This window comes from Desulfotomaculum sp. OF05-3 (assembly GCF_003435535.1).
Classification (GTDB): Bacteria; Bacillota; Clostridia; order Lachnospirales; family Lachnospiraceae; genus Pilosibacter; species Pilosibacter fragilis.
Genome location: NZ_QWGO01000017.1, coordinates 23,014 through 38,929 on the forward strand (window position 1 = coordinate 23,014; position 15,916 = coordinate 38,929).

Consider the following 15,916-nt stretch of genomic DNA (forward strand, 5'->3'; position numbering starts at 1 on the left):
TACATATCTGCCTATACCGGAAGCATATATTTGCCGCGGTACTGCTCTACCATCGCCGCGAAATGCGGATCTCCGTCACGCTTCAGGTTGTCAAGGTAACCGTGGGTATCAAAACCGTCACGGTCGATCTCAATGACGCTGACTGCGATGTTGGAGCAATGGTCGGAAACACGCTCCAGATTCATGGAAATATCAGAAAGCACAAATCCCTGCTCGATCGTACATTTTCCCTTCTGGAGTCTTCGGATATGGTTTGCCTTTACGACGGTATTAATATCGTCGATAACCTCCTCAAGGGGCTCCACTCTGGCTGCCTCATCCGTATTGTTCGTCTCAAAGGCATCGATGGACAGGTTCAGGATCTCCTTTACCGCGTCGAAGAATATGCCAAGTTCCTTCTCTGCCTTGCTGGAGAACTGCATTTCTTTTTCCTTCATCTCTTTTGCGGAATCTTTCAGGTTCATGCCGTGATCGGAAATACGCTCAAAATCTCCGATACAGTGTAAAAGCAGGGATACGGTATGGCTGTCTGATTTGGAAAGATTCTTTCCGCCAAGCTTTACCATGTAAGTTCCAAGCTCATCCTCATACCGGTCCACAAGGTTTTCCAGGGCCTCCACACGGGCTGCCTTTTCGTCATCATAGCCGTGAAGCAGATCCACCGCCGTGAAGAAGCATTCCCGTGCAAGCTTCGCCATCTGGATCGTCGTCTGACGGCACTGTTCAACCGCAAAAGCCGGCGTGTCGAGGAAACGCTGGTCGAGAAGACGGAACGCATCTTTTTCCTGATTCTGGACCGGAGCTTCCTTCTTCTCTTCCGGGATCGTGAGACATGCAAGTTTTACAAGGCCACTGCCGAACGGAAGAAGCATGATCGTTGCCGCTATATTAAAGCTGCTGTGGATCACGGCAATTCCCATAGCGCTTGCCGCTGTGTCCAGAAAGGAAAAATGAACGACCGCATTGATCGTATAAAAGACGATCATAAAAATAACGGTCCCAATAATATTAAAGTAAAGATGGACCAGTGCCGCGCGCTTTGCGTTCTTTGAGGCACCGATACCGGAGAGCATCGCTGTCACACAGGTTCCGATATTCTGTCCCATAATGATCGGGAGCGCAGTACTGAAATTTACCGCCCCTGTGGCGCATAACGCCTGAAGAATACCGACGGACGCGGAGGAGCTCTGGATGATCGCTGTGAGGACAGCGCCTGCGATCATTCCGAGGACCGGGTTTGAGAACATTGTCAGGATTCCGGTAAATTCCGGGACATTTGCCAGCGGTTTGACGGCACCGCTCATTGTCTCCATTCCGGTCATTAAAATCGCGAAACCGATCATGATGGTTCCGGCATCTTTTTTCTTCTCCTTCTTGGAGAACATGATAAAACAGACGCCGATGAGTGCCAGAACCGGTGAAAATGATGTCGGCTTTAACAGCTGTACAAAGAAATTTCCACTCTCAATTCCGGTAAGGCTTAAGAGCCAGGACGTCACCGTCGTTCCGATATTCGCGCCCATGATGATGCCGACCGCCTGGGTCAGCTTCATGATACCGGAGTTTACGAAACCTACGACCATGACGGTGGTTGCGGATGACGACTGGATGATCGCCGTAACTCCCGCTCCTAAAAGGACCGCCTTGATCGGATTTGATGTCAGTTTTTCAAGAATTCTTTCCAGTCTTCCACCGGAAAGCTTTTCGAGACCTTTTCCCATAGTCTCCATTCCGTAAAGGAACAGCGCGAGCCCGCCAAGCATCGTCAATACACCAAAAAAATCCATAAATTTCCCCTCTTCAAATTCATTAACATTTTGTTTATCTCTTTCTTACCATGTATCAGAATATCAGGGGAATGTAAAATGCTTTGTAGGCAGTATGTAAAATCTGTGTAAAATATCAAAGCCCAGAACGGCCTTAAATTTCTTTTAGAATTTGTTCTGTTTTATACTGGAGTCGATTGATGGAATATCTTAGATATGTTAGAATTTTGTGGAAAAGATACTGTAAATGCAAAAAAATAACCGCCCCGACCTAAGAAATCGAACGGTTATTTTTTTGATACCTATGGACCAGCCGTCTATCGGTGGCACTCTTTGTTTTTAATATAGCATACTTTATAAGGGATTTTAATATACTCCAGTTTATTATAATTTCGTAACTATTCAGTCCCTTCATAGTTACATGCAAAAATCCATTCCAGATCAGCTTCGCTGATGGGATTTTTGCCCTCCAGCCTATGTTTTCTTACGGTCAGCGCAGCAAGTGCGCAGACCTACTGAACAGTTACATGATTTCTACTTACTCACCAGTTTCTCCACATCCAGCAGCCCCCACCCCTGCTGATTTCTCGGAAGCCCGATATCCCTACAGCTTTCCCGAAGCTTCAGCTTCACATCCTTATTCGTCATATCCGGGTACCGTTCCAGAAGGAGCGCTGTGGCACCGGAGACGATGGGAGTGCTCATGGAGGTGCCGCTTTTGATGGTGTATTTATCCGCCCGGCCAGCACAGCTGACGACGCTGCAGCCTGGGGCCACGAGGTCGGGCTTACAGATACAGGCGGCTGTAGGACCGCGGCCGGAGTAGTCCACCATCCGGTTTCCGCCCACCAGGACCTCCCTGTCGTCATCTGAGCACCCCACCGTGATCACCTTTCTGCTGATCCCCGGTGTCGTGATGCTCATGTTCCTGGGACCATTGTTTCCCGCCGCCACCACAACAACAAGCCCGGCATCCCATGCCCGGTTCACGCCTTTCACCAGAGCGGAATTTTCGCTCGTCCCCCGCTTCGAGCAGGCACCCACCGATATATTTAAGATCCGGATGCCAAGCTTTTCCTTTCTCTCTAAGATCCAGGAGATTCCCGCCAGGACATCCGAAGAATATCCATTTCCTTTCCGGTCCAGGACCTTCACCATAACGAGGTCACAGCCCGGCGCGATCCCGCTGTACCGCCCGCCGGACATACGCCCACTGCCTCCGATGATCCCACAGATATGGGTCCCATGCCCGCAGTCATCGTAGGCGAAGGTCTTCCCGTTTACCATGTCTGCGAACCCGGTGACCCGGCTGTCAAAATCCCGGTGAAGAAAGATCCCGGTATCCAAAACCGCCACGCCGATGCCTTTTCCAGTGAGTCCCAGGCGGTAAGCCGCGCCGCAGCGGATCTGATCTTTAATATGGTTCACATGTAAGATTCCTCTATTCTATTCCTCTTACTTACAGGATATTCATAATCACTTCGTCTTGCGCTGCTGCCCAAAATATACATCTGTGCATATCCCCACCCACAATTTGCAGTATTTCCGACACTTTTCCACATTCTTCGAAAACAGCTTCCGAATCTTAAAGAAATCTTAATAATTCATTCAAAGAATATACAATCATTTTCCGGGGTGATGTGCTATACTTTAACCATAAGAAATGCACGAGATATTTTAAATCCTTTATCCTAAACCTTTTTGAAATTGAAATCCTAAATGATGAATCCCTGTACAATATGTACAGGGTTTTTTCATGCCATTTTTCCAGAAAGATCTCCCACTTCCCATGCTTAAACCTTGTTCCCGGCCACCATCGGCGCCTCGCGCGGTCACTTGCGGCAATCTGCATCTTCGCACGAGTGTGCATCTTTAGCACATAAAAAAGAGACGGCACTCAACTCGTTCCAGGGCTAAGTACCGTCTCTCTGTTTTTAACTGCTGTCCGCCACGCCGGTCCAGATCAGCCGTCTGTTTCTTACACGTTTCTGACATTCTTAAGAATATCGCAGAAATCAAATGTAGCAAAGTAATCCTTCGGAGTCTCTGCACGGCGGATCATCTGGACACTGCCGTCTTCCTTGAGAAGAAGCTCCGCGCTCTTTAACTTTCCGTTGTAGTTATATCCCATCGCAAATCCGTGTGCGCCTGCGTCATGGATGAAGAGCAGGTCGCCCTTATCGATCTTCGGAAGCATGCGGTCGATTGCAAACTTATCGTTGTTTTCGCAGAGGGAACCTGTCACATCGTACTTGTGGTCGCAGGGCTCGTTCTCTTTTCCCATAACCGTGATATGATGGTAAGCGCCGTACATAGCCGGACGCATCAGGTTTACCGCGCATGCGTCAACACCGATGTACTCCTTGTAGGTATGCTTCTCGTGGATCGCTCTTGTCACGAGAGCGCCGTACGGAGCCAGCATGAAGCGGCCAAGCTCTGTGAAGAGCGCCACATCGCCCATTCCTGCCGGAACAAGAACTTCCTCGTAAACCTTTCTTACGCCCTCGCCGATGACCTTGATGTCGTTCGGCTCCTGATCCGGTCTGTACGGGATACCGATTCCGCCGGAGAGGTTGATGAACTTGATATCAGCGCCGGTCTCCTTCTTTAACTTCACAGCAAGCTCAAAGAGGAGCTTCGCGAGAATCGGATAGTACTCGTTCGTTACTGTGTTGCTTGCCAGGAACGCGTGGATACCGAAGTTCTTCGCGCCCTTTGCCTTTAAGATCTTATAAGCCTCAGTGATCTGGGCCTCCGTCATGCCATACTTCGCGTCACCCGGGTTATCCATGATATCGGTCGCTACCTTAAATAATCCGCCCGGATTGAAGCGGCAACAAATCGTCTCCGGAATCGTTCCGATGGTCTTCTCGAGGCACTCGATGTGAGTGAAATCATCTAAGTTGATGATCGCGCCGAGATCATACGCAAGCTTGAACTCTTCCGGCGGTGTATCGTTTGAGGAGAACATGATGTCATGTCCGGAAAAACCGCAGGCGTCAGACATTAAAAGTTCTGTCTTAGAAGAGCAGTCTGTTCCGCATCCAAGCTCCTGAAGTGTTTTTAAAATGAACGGATTCGGTGTCGCTTTTACTGCAAAGTATTCCCTGAATCCCTTGTTCCAGGAAAATGCCTCTTTTAATTTCAGGGCATTCTCGCGGATCCCCTTCTCATCGTAAAGATAAAACGGAGTCGGGTATGTCTTCGCGATCTCCTCCAGCTGTTCCTTCGTTACAAACGGTTTCTTCTCCATGTACGTTCTCTCCTTCGTTAGTCAGTGTTAGTCGATATTTACAACACGCATGATGTTTGTAGAAGCAGCCGGCTCATGTCTTCTCGCATAATCCACAACTCCCGCAGTCACGACCGCGATATCGCCTGCTTTTACAATACCATTCTCTTTTAAAATGTCAATACTGTTCTCAATTAAAGTGTCAGTGGATTCCGCTCTCTTTGCCTGGAACGGAGTAACTCCCCAGTAGAGCATCATCTTGCGGACTGCGGAGATACTCGGGGACATTCCGACAAGTTTTGTGGACGGATGCCACTTGGAAAGCATTCTCGCTGTGTAGCCGCTGATACTCGGCGCGATGATGACAGCCGCATCAAGAGACTGTGCAGTCGCAACGGATGCGTAGCTCACTGCATTGGAAATATTGTGGCGGTTATCGTCGGATACGGTTCTCTTCTCATAGAAGTCACCGTTCATGTGGGACTCGGTCTCCTCAACGATATGAGCCATCATCTTTAATGCCTCGACCGGATACTTGCCGTTTGCAGTCTCACCGGATAACATAACGACATCTGTTCCGTCATATACAGCGTTCGCAACATCGGAAACCTCCGCGCGGGTCGGTCTCGGGTTGCGGATCATGGAATCCAGCATCTGGGTCGCTGTGATAACGACCTTACATGCAGCGCTGCACTTTTTGATCATCATTTTCTGAAGGTGCGGAAGCTTCTCCGGTGCGATCTCAACGCCCAGATCTCCGCGGGCTACCATGATTCCGTCGCTGGCCTCGATGATCTCGTCAAGGTTCTCAAGTCCCTCAGCGTTCTCGATCTTCGCGATGATTCCCATTGAGGAACCGCCCTCATCCAACATCTGGCGGATCTCACGGATCGCATCTGCGGAACGGATAAAAGAAGCCGCGATATAGTCGAACCCAAGCTCGATACCGAAACGGATATCTTCCTTATCTTTATCTGTTAATGCCGGAAGCTTGATCTTTACATTCGGGACGTTGACGCCCTTTCTCTCTCCAAGCTCGCCGCCGTTCATGATCCTGCAGTAGATCTCGGTTCCCTCGACACGTTCAACATGGAGCTCGATCAGACCGTCATCGATCAGGATCACGTTGCCCTCTGTTACATCCTCATTTAAACCGTTATAGTTGATGTGGACTCTCTTTGCGTCACCGACGATATCCTCTGTTGTAAGGATGATCTCCTCGCCTGCTGTCAGAGTTACCTTCTTTCCGTCCTTTAAAACACCGGTACGGATCTCCGGGCCCTTTGTATCAAGAAGAGCCGCTACCGGTTTTCCAACCTCTTCCGCAACCTCGCGAAGCTGTTTGTAGCGGGCTCTCTGCTCATCGTGTGTTCCGTGGGAGAAGTTGAAACGGGCAACATCCATTCCGTTTAAGAGCAGCTGTTTCATGACCTCTCTGTCATCGCTGTTCGGTCCCATGGTACAGATAATTTTTGTTTTTTTCATGTTATGCCTCCTGATTGCTGTTTGCCTGTCTTGGATCCATCCCACCTTTTGTTACATGCCTGTGGGTATACAGGTGATCCTGACAGTATTCATAGTCGCCTTCGCACTTGGAGCAGTAGCGGAATACAAGATTCGGGTCATCCTCCTCGGTACGTCCGCAGACAGCACAGCGATGGCGTCCGATCTTCGCTGCTGTTTTCTGCGCCTCGCGCATCTGTGAGTGAAAGACCTGCTTTCTTCTGATCTCTTTCGGATTCAGACGGCTCCCCCTGGACATGAAGAGGTATACGATAAAATTAAGTAAAGACATAACGACCGCAATTCTCTGCGACATGCCGCCGAAAAGGAATCCATAGACGAAGTAAAGTCCATCAAAAAGTGCCAGATACTTCGCCTTGATCGGAAGTACAAAAAACAGGTAAAACTGCATTTCCGGGAATGTGGCCGCAAATGCAAAAAACAGGGAAAAGTTCAGATAATCTGTGGTGAGAATATAGACCTGCCCTGTAATGATGTAGATCAGCAGCGCCGCAAGGACATGACCGATCACACCCATAAAAAAGTACACGTTAAACCGGAAGGTTCCCCAAACCCGCTCCAGAGTCATTCCCAGATTGTAGTAAAGGTAGATCGCTATCAGGTTAAAGAAAAGACTGCCGGACGGCGGCCAGATCATAAATGTAACGACTCGCCAGATCTGTCCGTGAAGGATCGCCCTCGCATCCAGCATCAGGTACTGGATGTAAAATGCCGGTGCCATCATCTGGACCAGCACGCCCACCGCATACAGGATCACGATATAATACATGAGATTCGGAATCGCGTACCGTCCGAATTTCCGCTCCATCTTGTTCATAAAATTCATTGAAGCTTTCCTTTCCTAATAGAAATATCTATTTCTCCTACGTCCCGTATTATAATTCCCAACCGTTTCTTTTGTCAAACGCTTTATGATATCGTTACTGGAATGTCTATCCATCCCCGCAACGCTTTCTTCTAAAATCTTTACACATTCTTTACAGAATTTTAACCGTTTTTAGCCTCAAGATGCCAGTTCCGTCAATTGTATTTCCTTTTTTAATGTGTTATACTATGTGCGGAATTTTGACATAACAGTTCAGCTATGTGCCGATTCCGGCAGAAAATTGTATGGCTGAACGGTTCGGCATGTTGATGCCTGCATTCCGGCTGGCTGCCTGCTTTTTGCGGACGGCTCGTTTTTTTCTGTTGAAAAGGAGGTATGGGGAGAACTCCCCGCTCGTATGAATCAATGCTATCGTCTTGGAATCGATATCGGTTCCACTACAGTAAAAGTTGCCGTGATCGACGACAACAACAAAATTTTATTCGCGGATTATGAGCGGCATTACGCCAATATCCAGGAAACCCTGGCCTCGCTTCTGAAAAAGTGTAAGGGAGAACTCGGTGAACTCTCTTTACGGCCCAATATTACAGGTTCCGGCGGACTCACTCTGTCGGGTTACTTACATATTCCATTTGTCCAGGAGGTTGTAGCGGTTGCGACCGCACTTCAGGACTACGCTCCGCGGACGGATGTCGCCATCGAGCTTGGCGGCGAGGACGCGAAAATCATCTACTTTACAGGCGGAATCGACCAGCGTATGAACGGGATCTGCGCCGGAGGTACCGGTTCCTTTATCGACCAGATGGCTTCCTTATTACAGACGGATGCTGCCGGTCTGAATGAATATGCAAAGAATTATAAGGCGATCTACCCGATCGCTGCCCGCTGCGGCGTATTCGCAAAGTCTGATATCCAGCCGCTGATCAACGACGGTGCGACCCGTGAGGATCTTGCAGCCTCTATTTTCCAGGCGGTTGTGAACCAGACCATCAGCGGTCTTGCCTGCGGAAAACCGATCCGCGGAAACGTAGCGTTCCTCGGCGGTCCGCTGCACTTTTTACCGGAGCTTCGAAACGCCTTTATCCGCACCTTAAATTTAACCGGTGATGCGATCATCGCCCCGGACCACTCCCATCTTTTCGCCGCCGTCGGCGCTGCCATGAATGCGAAGGAGCACGCGGAGATCTTCTCTCTTGATAAGCTGATCGCAGATCTTTCCGGCGGCATCAAGATGAAATTTGAAGTAAAGAGAATGCAGCCTTTATTTAAGGATGAGGCAGATTATAAGGAATTCACCGACCGCCATGACCAGTACAAGGTCCGCCGCGGCAACCTCGCCACCTATGAGGGAAATGTATTCTTAGGAATCGATGCCGGTTCCACCACAACGAAGGTGGCACTCGTCGGCGAGGATGGTTCCCTGCTCTACAGCTTTTACAGCAGCAACAACGGAAGCCCGTTGGCGACCGCGATCTCTTCCATAAAGGAGATTAAGTCCCTGCTTCCGGACAGCGCGAAGATCGCCTACTCCTGCTCCACCGGCTACGGCGAGGCCCTCTTAAAGGCGGCCTTCATGCTGGATGAGGGCGAGGTCGAGACGATCTCCCACTACTACGCGGCGGCATTCTTCGATCCGTCCGTAGACTGCATCCTCGATATCGGTGGTCAGGATATGAAATGTATCCGCATCAAGGACGGCACCGTGGACAGTGTCCAGCTCAACGAGGCATGTTCCTCCGGCTGCGGTTCCTTCATCGAGACCTTCGCAAAATCCTTAAACTACAGCGTTCAGGATTTCGCGAAGGCGGCACTTTTTGCCCAGAACCCGGTGGATCTCGGAACGAGATGTACCGTATTCATGAACTCCAACGTAAAACAGGCGCAGAAAGAAGGCGCTTCTGTTGCGGATATCTCCGCCGGCCTCGCTTACTCGGTGATCAAGAACGCCCTGTTTAAGGTCATCAAGATCACTTCCGCCGGCGACCTCGGAAAGAACGTCGTTGTACAGGGCGGAACCTTCTACAATGACGCAGTCCTACGAAGCTTCGAGCGGATCTCCGGCTGCAATGCCGTCCGCCCGGATATCGCAGGTATCATGGGTGCCTTCGGTGCGGCACTGATCGCCCGTGAGCGTTACATGCACCGTCCCCATGAGACGACGATGCTCTCTCTGGACGATATGATCAATTTGACCTACACGACAACCATGAGCCGCTGCCGCGGATGCGTAAACCACTGTGTCCTGACAATCAACCGGTTCGAGGGTGGACGTCAGTATATTTCCGGAAACCGCTGTGAGCGCGGTCTCGGCGTGGAAAAGGCAAAACGTGACATCCCGAACCTCTTTACATGGAAGTATCACAGACTCTTCGACTATGAGCCGTTGACAGCCGACAAGGCGACCCACGGCGTTGTGGGAATCCCGCGGGTCCTCAACATGTACGAGAACTTCCCGTACTGGGCAACCTTCTTTAAGGAGCTCGGCTTCCGCGTGATGCTGTCCCCACAGTCCAGCCACCAGATCTACGAGCTGGGCATCGAGACGATCCCGAGTGAGTCTGAATGTTACCCGGCAAAGCTTGCCCACGGACACATTTCCTGGCTCATCAAACGCGATGTGCCGTTTATCTTCTATCCGTGTATTCCTTACGAGCGGAAAGAGGTTCCGGGAGCCGGAAACCACTACAACTGCCCGATGGTCACCTCCTACTCGGAGAACATCAAGAACAACATGGAGGAATTAAAGGAAAAGAACGTGAAGTTCTTAAATCCGTTCATGGCGTTCACAAGCGAGGCGGTCCTTTCAAAGCAGCTTCAGGAAGTCTTTAAGAAGGAATTCGATATTCCGGAATCCGAGACGAAGAAGGCTGCTAAAAAGGCCTGGGATGAACTCGCCCAGGCGAGAACCGATGTGGAGAAGAAAGGCGAGGAAGTCTTACAGTACTTAAAAGACACCGGAAAACACGGCATCGTCCTTGCGGGACGTCCGTACCACATCGATCCGGAGATCAACCACGGCATCGCCGATATGATCACCTCCTACGGTTTCGCTGTCCTCACGGAGGACTCCGTATCCCATTTAGGAAAGGTGGAGCGCCCGCTCGTCGTTACCGACCAGTGGATGTACCACTCCCGCCTCTATGCGGCGGCGGCCTTTGTAAAGACACAGGATAACCTGGATCTCGTCCAGTTAAACTCCTTCGGCTGCGGTCTCGACGCCGTGACCACCGATCAGGTCAGTGATATTCTCACCCGATCCGGGAAGATCTATACGGTCTTAAAGATCGATGAGGTCAACAACCTCGGAGCCGCAAGGATCCGTATCCGTTCTTTGATCTCCGCTCTCCGCGTCCGCGAGGAGCGCCGCTACACGAGAACCATCGTGTCCAGCGCCTACAACCGTGTGATGTTCACGAAGGACATGAAGAAAAACTACACGCTGCTCTGCCCGCAGATGTCCCCGATCCACTTCGAGCTCATCGAGCCGGCGATCCGCAGCTTCGGCTACAACCTCGTCGTTCTCCAGAACGATGACAAGACAGCCGTCGATACGGGATTAAAATATGTAAACAACGACGCCTGCTATCCGTCCCTGATCGTTATCGGACAGATCATGGATGCCCTGCTGTCCGGAAAGTATGATCTCGACCACACGGCTGTCCTTATGAGCCAGACCGGAGGCGGCTGCCGTGCGTCAAACTATATCGGATTTATCCGCCGTGCCCTTGAAAAGGCCGGAATGGCGCAGATCCCGGTCATCTCCATCAACGCAAATGGCATGGAGACAAACCCAGGATTCAAGTATACACCGGCTATGCTTGTGAAGGCTCTTCAGGCTGTTGTATACGGTGATGTATTTATGCGTGTTCTCTACGCTACAAGACCTTATGAGGCCGTTCCAGGCTCCGCAAATGCGCTCCACGAGAAATGGAAGAAGATCTGTATCAAAGCACTCTCCACAAAGAGCGCCGGAATGATGACCTTTGTGAAGAATATCCGCGGCATCATCCATGACTTCGATAACTTAGAGCGCACGAATGTCCACAAGCCGAAGGTCGGCATCGTCGGAGAGATCCTCGTCAAATTCTCCCCGACCGCCAACAACCACATCGTGGAGCTCCTGGAGTCGGAAGGTGCGGAAGCTGTTATGCCGGATCTCATGGATTTCCTGCTTTACTGCTTCTACAACAGCAACTTCAAGGCAGATAATCTGGGAATGAAGCGCTCCACGGCGCATCTCTGCAACATGGCGATCTCCCTTTTAGAGTACATGAGAAAGGCCGCAAGGATCGCTCTCGAAAAGAGCACCCACTTCACTCCGCCGTCAAGGATCAAGGATCTGGCAGTGATGGCAAACGGCTTTGTCTCCCTCGGAAACCAGACCGGTGAAGGCTGGTTCCTGACCGGTGAGATGCTGGAGCTCATCAAGAGCGGTGTCAACAACATCGTCTGCGTTCAGCCTTTCGGCTGCCTGCCGAACCATATCGTCGGAAAAGGTGTCATCAAGGAGCTTCGCTACGCGAACCCCAAGGCAAACATCATCGCCGTCGACTATGATCCGGGGGCCAGTGAGGTAAACCAGTTAAACCGTATCAAGCTGATGCTTTCCACAGCTCAGAAAAACCTTGAAAAAGAGGAATATGTGGATCCGAATCTGGCGAAGACGTTAAAAAAGGTGGAAGAGCTTTCTTCCAAGCGTGTCAATAAGTGTCGGTTGTAATCTACATACCATAAGCTTCTAAATACAAATTCGTCTCAGTCGAAAACTGACTTCCACTGAGACAAATTTGCTGTTACTACCACCTGAAAAAGGTGGGATTCTTATCGAACCTGGATAAAGCACATAAAAACAGCGGCAGATATCATTTTCGATACCTGCCGCTGTCTGTTATCTTCCGATCAGCGCCCCGGATACTCCGACATGATAGCCATCCGGCGTCACAGCACTTACGTACATTGCGCCCTCCGGTATCGGATTTCCACCCGGATCAAGGACTCCTGCCATCGGATTCAGGTAATACCAGACTCCGTTCACAAGGATCCAGCCGATCGCCATATCTCCGTCCGCGTTCAGATAGTACCATCTTCCGTTCACCCAGACATGAGCACTTGCTGCAGGTCACATTTTTCCGCTGTTAAGCCGACACCCCCCGAATCCATGACATCAAAACAGCATATACCTTCCAGAAATTCTCCAGAAAATATATGCTGTTCTTTTGTTCACAGGTGTCCGCCAGCCCCAGCCGGACACCCTGCCATATTCATATGTTATGTAAACCTACATTAAGCCTCCGGCTTCTCGTAGCTGCGATGCATAGAGAAGGAATCCATATCGTAATTCTTTAAGTTCTCCCATACTCCGCGGCCGTCTGCCTTCGCAATCACAGCGTCGCGGTCTTTCTTGAATGCCATCTCCTGTTTCATGTTGCTCGGTCCGCCTACGCAACCGCCCTGGCACATCATACCCTCAATGAAGTCTTCCGGAAGTCTGCCGACCTTGAGAAGAAGAAGGGCTTTCTTAACCTCAGCCGCACCGCTGCAGCGCGCAACCTTAACATCTGCGCTCTCGCCTCTTTCCTTGAAGCACTCGATCACTGCGTTTGTCACGCCGCCGCCATTGCCAAAGCGTTTTCCGAAGACACTGCCTTCCTGCTTTGTCTCCTCAGCCGGCTCAAGCTCAACTTCTTTTCCGCGCAGCATTTCGATGGCCTCACCGAAGGTCAGAACATAATCCGCATTGTTCTCGATGGACTTGTCAGCCGCCTCAGACTTCTTTGCCATACACGGTCCGATAAATACGGTAACTGTCTCCGGATCGATCGCTTTTAACATTCTGGATACCGCGCACATCGGGGATACCGTTGTGGACATATTATCGATCAGAGTCGGGTAGTGTTTCTTGATCATATTTACAAATGCCGGACAGCAGGAGGTCGTCATCTTCTTGCCTTCCTTAAATGCCTCTGCCCATTCCATTGCCTCGTAAGCTGCTGTCATATCAGCACCGGCAGCAACCTCTACCATATCGGCAAAGCCAACCTTCTTTAATGCAGTACGCCAGCTCTCCATTGTGATATCCTGGCCGAACTCACCTTCAGCAGCCGGAGCAACCATGGCAACGACCTTCTTGCCAGCCTTGATCGCCTCGATCACCTGTACAACATATACCTTGGAGGAAATTGCACCGAACGGGCAGCTTCTTACGCAGGCACCGCACTGGATACATTTCTTTTCATCGATCTGACAGATTCCGGTCTCCGGATCCATTGTGATCGCATCTACCGGACATGCACGGCGGCACGGACGGATCAGCTCAGCGATCGCATTGTACGGACATGCCTGAGCACAGCGTCCGCACTCTTTACAGACACTCGGATCGATATGGGCACGGTCGCGGCCGATCGAGATCGCACCAAAGTTACATGCGTTCTGACAGGCTTTACCCATACATTTCTGACAGTTATCGGTTACAACGAATCTTGTGATCGGACACTCCTCACATGCAGAAGAGATGACCTGAATGATATTGTCGCTCTGTTTGTCACTCGGACATTTTCCCTCCACGAGACGGATTCTCTGACGGATGATCTCTCTCTCCTTGTATACACAGCAGCGGAACTGTGCCTTTGGACCCGGGATCAGTTTGAACGGGATATTGTCTCTCTCTTCCTCGAGTCTGCCCTCAAAAGCCAGCCTGGAAACTGTGCGCAGCACGTTATACTTGATCTTAAGCAGTGCCTCATCGTTGGTTTTCATACCATTTCCTCCTAAATTTGAATCCTCTATCTTACCTTAATTTTTAATGTTTTCGCATCATATTATCGCATATCCCCCTTTGCAAAGCAAGTCGGAAATTGTATATAATCCAACGCATTCCGGGGAAAAACCTTATTTTCTTAAATTGTATACAATAAAGTACAGGCAGCGAAATTTCTTGTATTTTCCTGGGTTTTTCTGTCTTTCTGTGTCGGATATTTGTTCGCAGTATGCGGCTGTCCAGCACCACTTTCTTTGTCTCTTTTTTTCACAAAGTCAGGTTCCGGTTCCGCCTCTTTCCCGCCACTCCGTTTCCGATTATTTTCGGTTTGGCATATGCAGCCTTCGCCTTTAAAACATGTTTTTCCCCAGTCTCATGTTGGATTGACATTCCTAACTCTCCATGATATATTCTATTTAGTTCGGTCGTGCTAACCCCAAAGGTCAACTGTCCTGAGGGAAAAGACGAAAAGAATCTGATACGGGAATATCTGTCATATTCAGGATCCCCGGTATGCTCTTTTCGTGTGCATACCGGGGATTTATCATTCACGCAGACAGTGGGACAAGACCCGTGTCTGTCAGATTTTTTTCAGGAGGAACTAAGTTATGAGAAAAATGTTATCCGTCATGATGGCTGCCGCGATCGCGGGATCTCTCCTTGCAGGCTGCTCATCATCCAAAACCGAAACAACTACTGCCGCTTCTTCCGCGGAGGAAACAACGACTGCCGCTGAGGAAACCACAACGGAAGCTGCTTCCGAGTCCGCCGCTGAAAACACCGGTGATGGGACCGTTGTCCGTGTCGGCGGTTTAAAGGGACCGACAACCATGGGACTTGTAAAGCTTATGGACGAGGCCGCAAACGGGGAGTCCGAGAACAGCTATGAATTCACTATGGTCACCGCAGCTGATGAGATGACCGCCATGGTCGCAGGCGGAAAAGTCGATATCGCCCTGCTTCCGGCGAACGTCGCAAGCGTTCTCTACAATAAGACAAACAAAAATATCTCCGTGATCGATATCAACACTCTCGGCGTTCTCTACTTCGTATCTGCCGACAGCTCCGTGACTACGATCGATCAGCTAAAGGGAAAGACCGTATATCTTCCGGGAAAGGGAACTACTCCGGAATACGCACTCCGCTATGTGCTCTCCGCCGCAGGACTCGGAGAGGATGATGTAACTCTTGAATTCAAGTCCGAGGCATCTGAGGTGGCTTCCGTCCTCGCTGAGGATCCGAACGCCATCGGTCTTCTTCCGCAGCCATTCGTAACTGCCGCTCTCGCCCAGAACGAAAAGCTCTCCATCATCATGGACCTCACAAAAGAGTGGGATAATGTCCAGAGCGAAGGTTCCGGAAGCCGTCTTGTAACAGGTGTTACCATTGTAAACAATGATTTCTTAAAGGAGCACGAGGATCTCGTTGATACGTTCTTACAGGAACATGAGGCATCCATCGCCTTCACCGCGGAGGATCCGGATGCCGCAGCCGAGCTCATCGCAAAGGCTGAGATCGTCGCAAAGGCTCCGGTCGCGAAAAAAGCACTTCCGTACTGCAACATCACCTTTATCTCCGGTGATGAGATGAAAACAGCACTTTCCGGTTACCTTCAGGCTCTGTATGACCAGAACCCGGCCTCCGTCGGCGGTGAACTGCCGGATGACGGCTTCTACTATGTAAAGTAATTGTGACTGCGAAAGTTCTCAACAGTTACAAGCATTCATGCCGACTGTGAAAAACGAGGTATGGCTGGCAAAACAGTCATACCTCATTTCTATATCTCCGTTTATTCTCACGGAATTTAGTTT

General features: G+C 50.2%; 9 protein-coding genes and 1 pseudogene. 2 read left to right on the forward strand and 8 right to left on the reverse strand.

Features of this window, described 5'->3' with window-relative positions; genetic code table 11:
* Positions 1 to 11 precede the first annotated feature (11 nt).
* From DXA87_RS10305 to DXA87_RS10325, 5 genes are all read right to left on the reverse strand, one after another.
* Positions 12 to 1,787, reverse strand: a complete 1,776-nt coding sequence (locus tag DXA87_RS10305; RefSeq protein ID WP_117483444.1) for a Na/Pi cotransporter family protein — start codon at positions 1,785 to 1,787, stop codon at positions 12 to 14.
* Positions 1,788 to 2,300: 513 nt separating this feature from the next.
* The gene (locus tag DXA87_RS10310; protein WP_242998035.1) at positions 2,301 to 3,194 is read right to left on the reverse strand and encodes a S8 family peptidase; all 894 of its coding nucleotides are present in this window, start codon (positions 3,192 to 3,194) and stop codon (positions 2,301 to 2,303) included.
* 550 nt (positions 3,195 to 3,744) lie between these two features.
* Entirely contained in the window at positions 3,745 to 5,019 is a 1,275-nt protein-coding gene (locus tag DXA87_RS10315; RefSeq protein WP_117504257.1) for a diaminopimelate decarboxylase, read from the reverse strand.
* Between the two features lie 27 nt (positions 5,020 to 5,046).
* A complete protein-coding gene (gene pyk / locus DXA87_RS10320; protein ID WP_117504259.1) occupies positions 5,047 to 6,483 on the reverse strand; it encodes a pyruvate kinase in 1,437 nt (478 codons plus the stop codon).
* A 1-nt stretch (position 6,484) separates the two neighbouring features.
* Positions 6,485 to 7,348, reverse strand: a complete 864-nt coding sequence (locus DXA87_RS10325) for a hypothetical protein (RefSeq protein ID WP_117504261.1) — start codon at positions 7,346 to 7,348, stop codon at positions 6,485 to 6,487.
* Positions 7,349 to 7,745: 397 nt separating this feature from the next.
* Between DXA87_RS10325 and DXA87_RS10330 the strand changes: the two genes are divergently transcribed.
* On the forward strand, positions 7,746 to 12,068 hold the full coding sequence (locus DXA87_RS10330) for a 2-hydroxyacyl-CoA dehydratase (protein ID WP_117504264.1): 4,323 nt from the start codon (positions 7,746 to 7,748) through the stop codon (positions 12,066 to 12,068).
* A gap of 168 nt (positions 12,069 to 12,236) precedes the next feature.
* On the opposite strand, the pseudogene DXA87_RS10335 reads toward DXA87_RS10330, so the two are convergent.
* The 3 genes and pseudogenes from DXA87_RS10335 to DXA87_RS18630 form a co-directional block, all read right to left on the reverse strand.
* Positions 12,237 to 12,449: pseudogene (locus DXA87_RS10335) on the reverse strand (N-acetylmuramoyl-L-alanine amidase family protein); the annotation flags it as partial.
* Between the two features lie 182 nt (positions 12,450 to 12,631).
* Complete coding sequence (locus tag DXA87_RS10340; protein ID WP_117504266.1) at positions 12,632 to 14,104, reverse strand: 4Fe-4S dicluster domain-containing protein; 1,473 nt, start codon at positions 14,102 to 14,104, stop codon at positions 12,632 to 12,634.
* A gap of 268 nt (positions 14,105 to 14,372) precedes the next feature.
* A complete protein-coding gene (locus DXA87_RS18630) occupies positions 14,373 to 14,495 on the reverse strand; it encodes a hypothetical protein (protein WP_015552358.1) in 123 nt (40 codons plus the stop codon).
* A gap of 218 nt (positions 14,496 to 14,713) precedes the next feature.
* Between DXA87_RS18630 and DXA87_RS10345 the strand changes: the two genes are divergently transcribed.
* Entirely contained in the window at positions 14,714 to 15,793 is a 1,080-nt protein-coding gene (locus tag DXA87_RS10345) for an ABC transporter substrate-binding protein (protein ID WP_117504268.1), read from the forward strand.
* The last annotated feature ends 123 nt before the right edge of the window (positions 15,794 to 15,916 follow it).

Bases quoted from the DNA above. Each gene is read 5' to 3' on its own strand.
- DXA87_RS10305 (WP_117483444.1), bottom strand. From the start codon at position 1,787: ATGGATTTTTTTGGTGTATTGACGATGCTTGGCGGGCTCGCGCTGTTC.
- DXA87_RS10315 (WP_117504257.1), bottom strand. From the start codon at position 5,019: ATGGAGAAGAAACCGTTTGTAACGAAGGAACAGCTGGAGGAGATCGCG.
- pyk (WP_117504259.1), bottom strand. From the start codon at position 6,483: ATGAAAAAAACAAAAATTATCTGTACCATGGGACCGAACAGCGATGAC.
- DXA87_RS10325 (WP_117504261.1), bottom strand. From the start codon at position 7,348: ATGAATTTTATGAACAAGATGGAGCGGAAATTCGGACGGTACGCGATT.
- DXA87_RS10330 (WP_117504264.1), top strand. From the start codon at position 7,746: ATGAATCAATGCTATCGTCTTGGAATCGATATCGGTTCCACTACAGTA.
- DXA87_RS10340 (WP_117504266.1), bottom strand. From the start codon at position 14,104: ATGAAAACCAACGATGAGGCACTGCTTAAGATCAAGTATAACGTGCTG.
- DXA87_RS18630 (WP_015552358.1), bottom strand. From the start codon at position 14,495: ATGTCAATCCAACATGAGACTGGGGAAAAACATGTTTTAAAGGCGAAG.
- DXA87_RS10345 (WP_117504268.1), top strand. From the start codon at position 14,714: ATGAGAAAAATGTTATCCGTCATGATGGCTGCCGCGATCGCGGGATCT.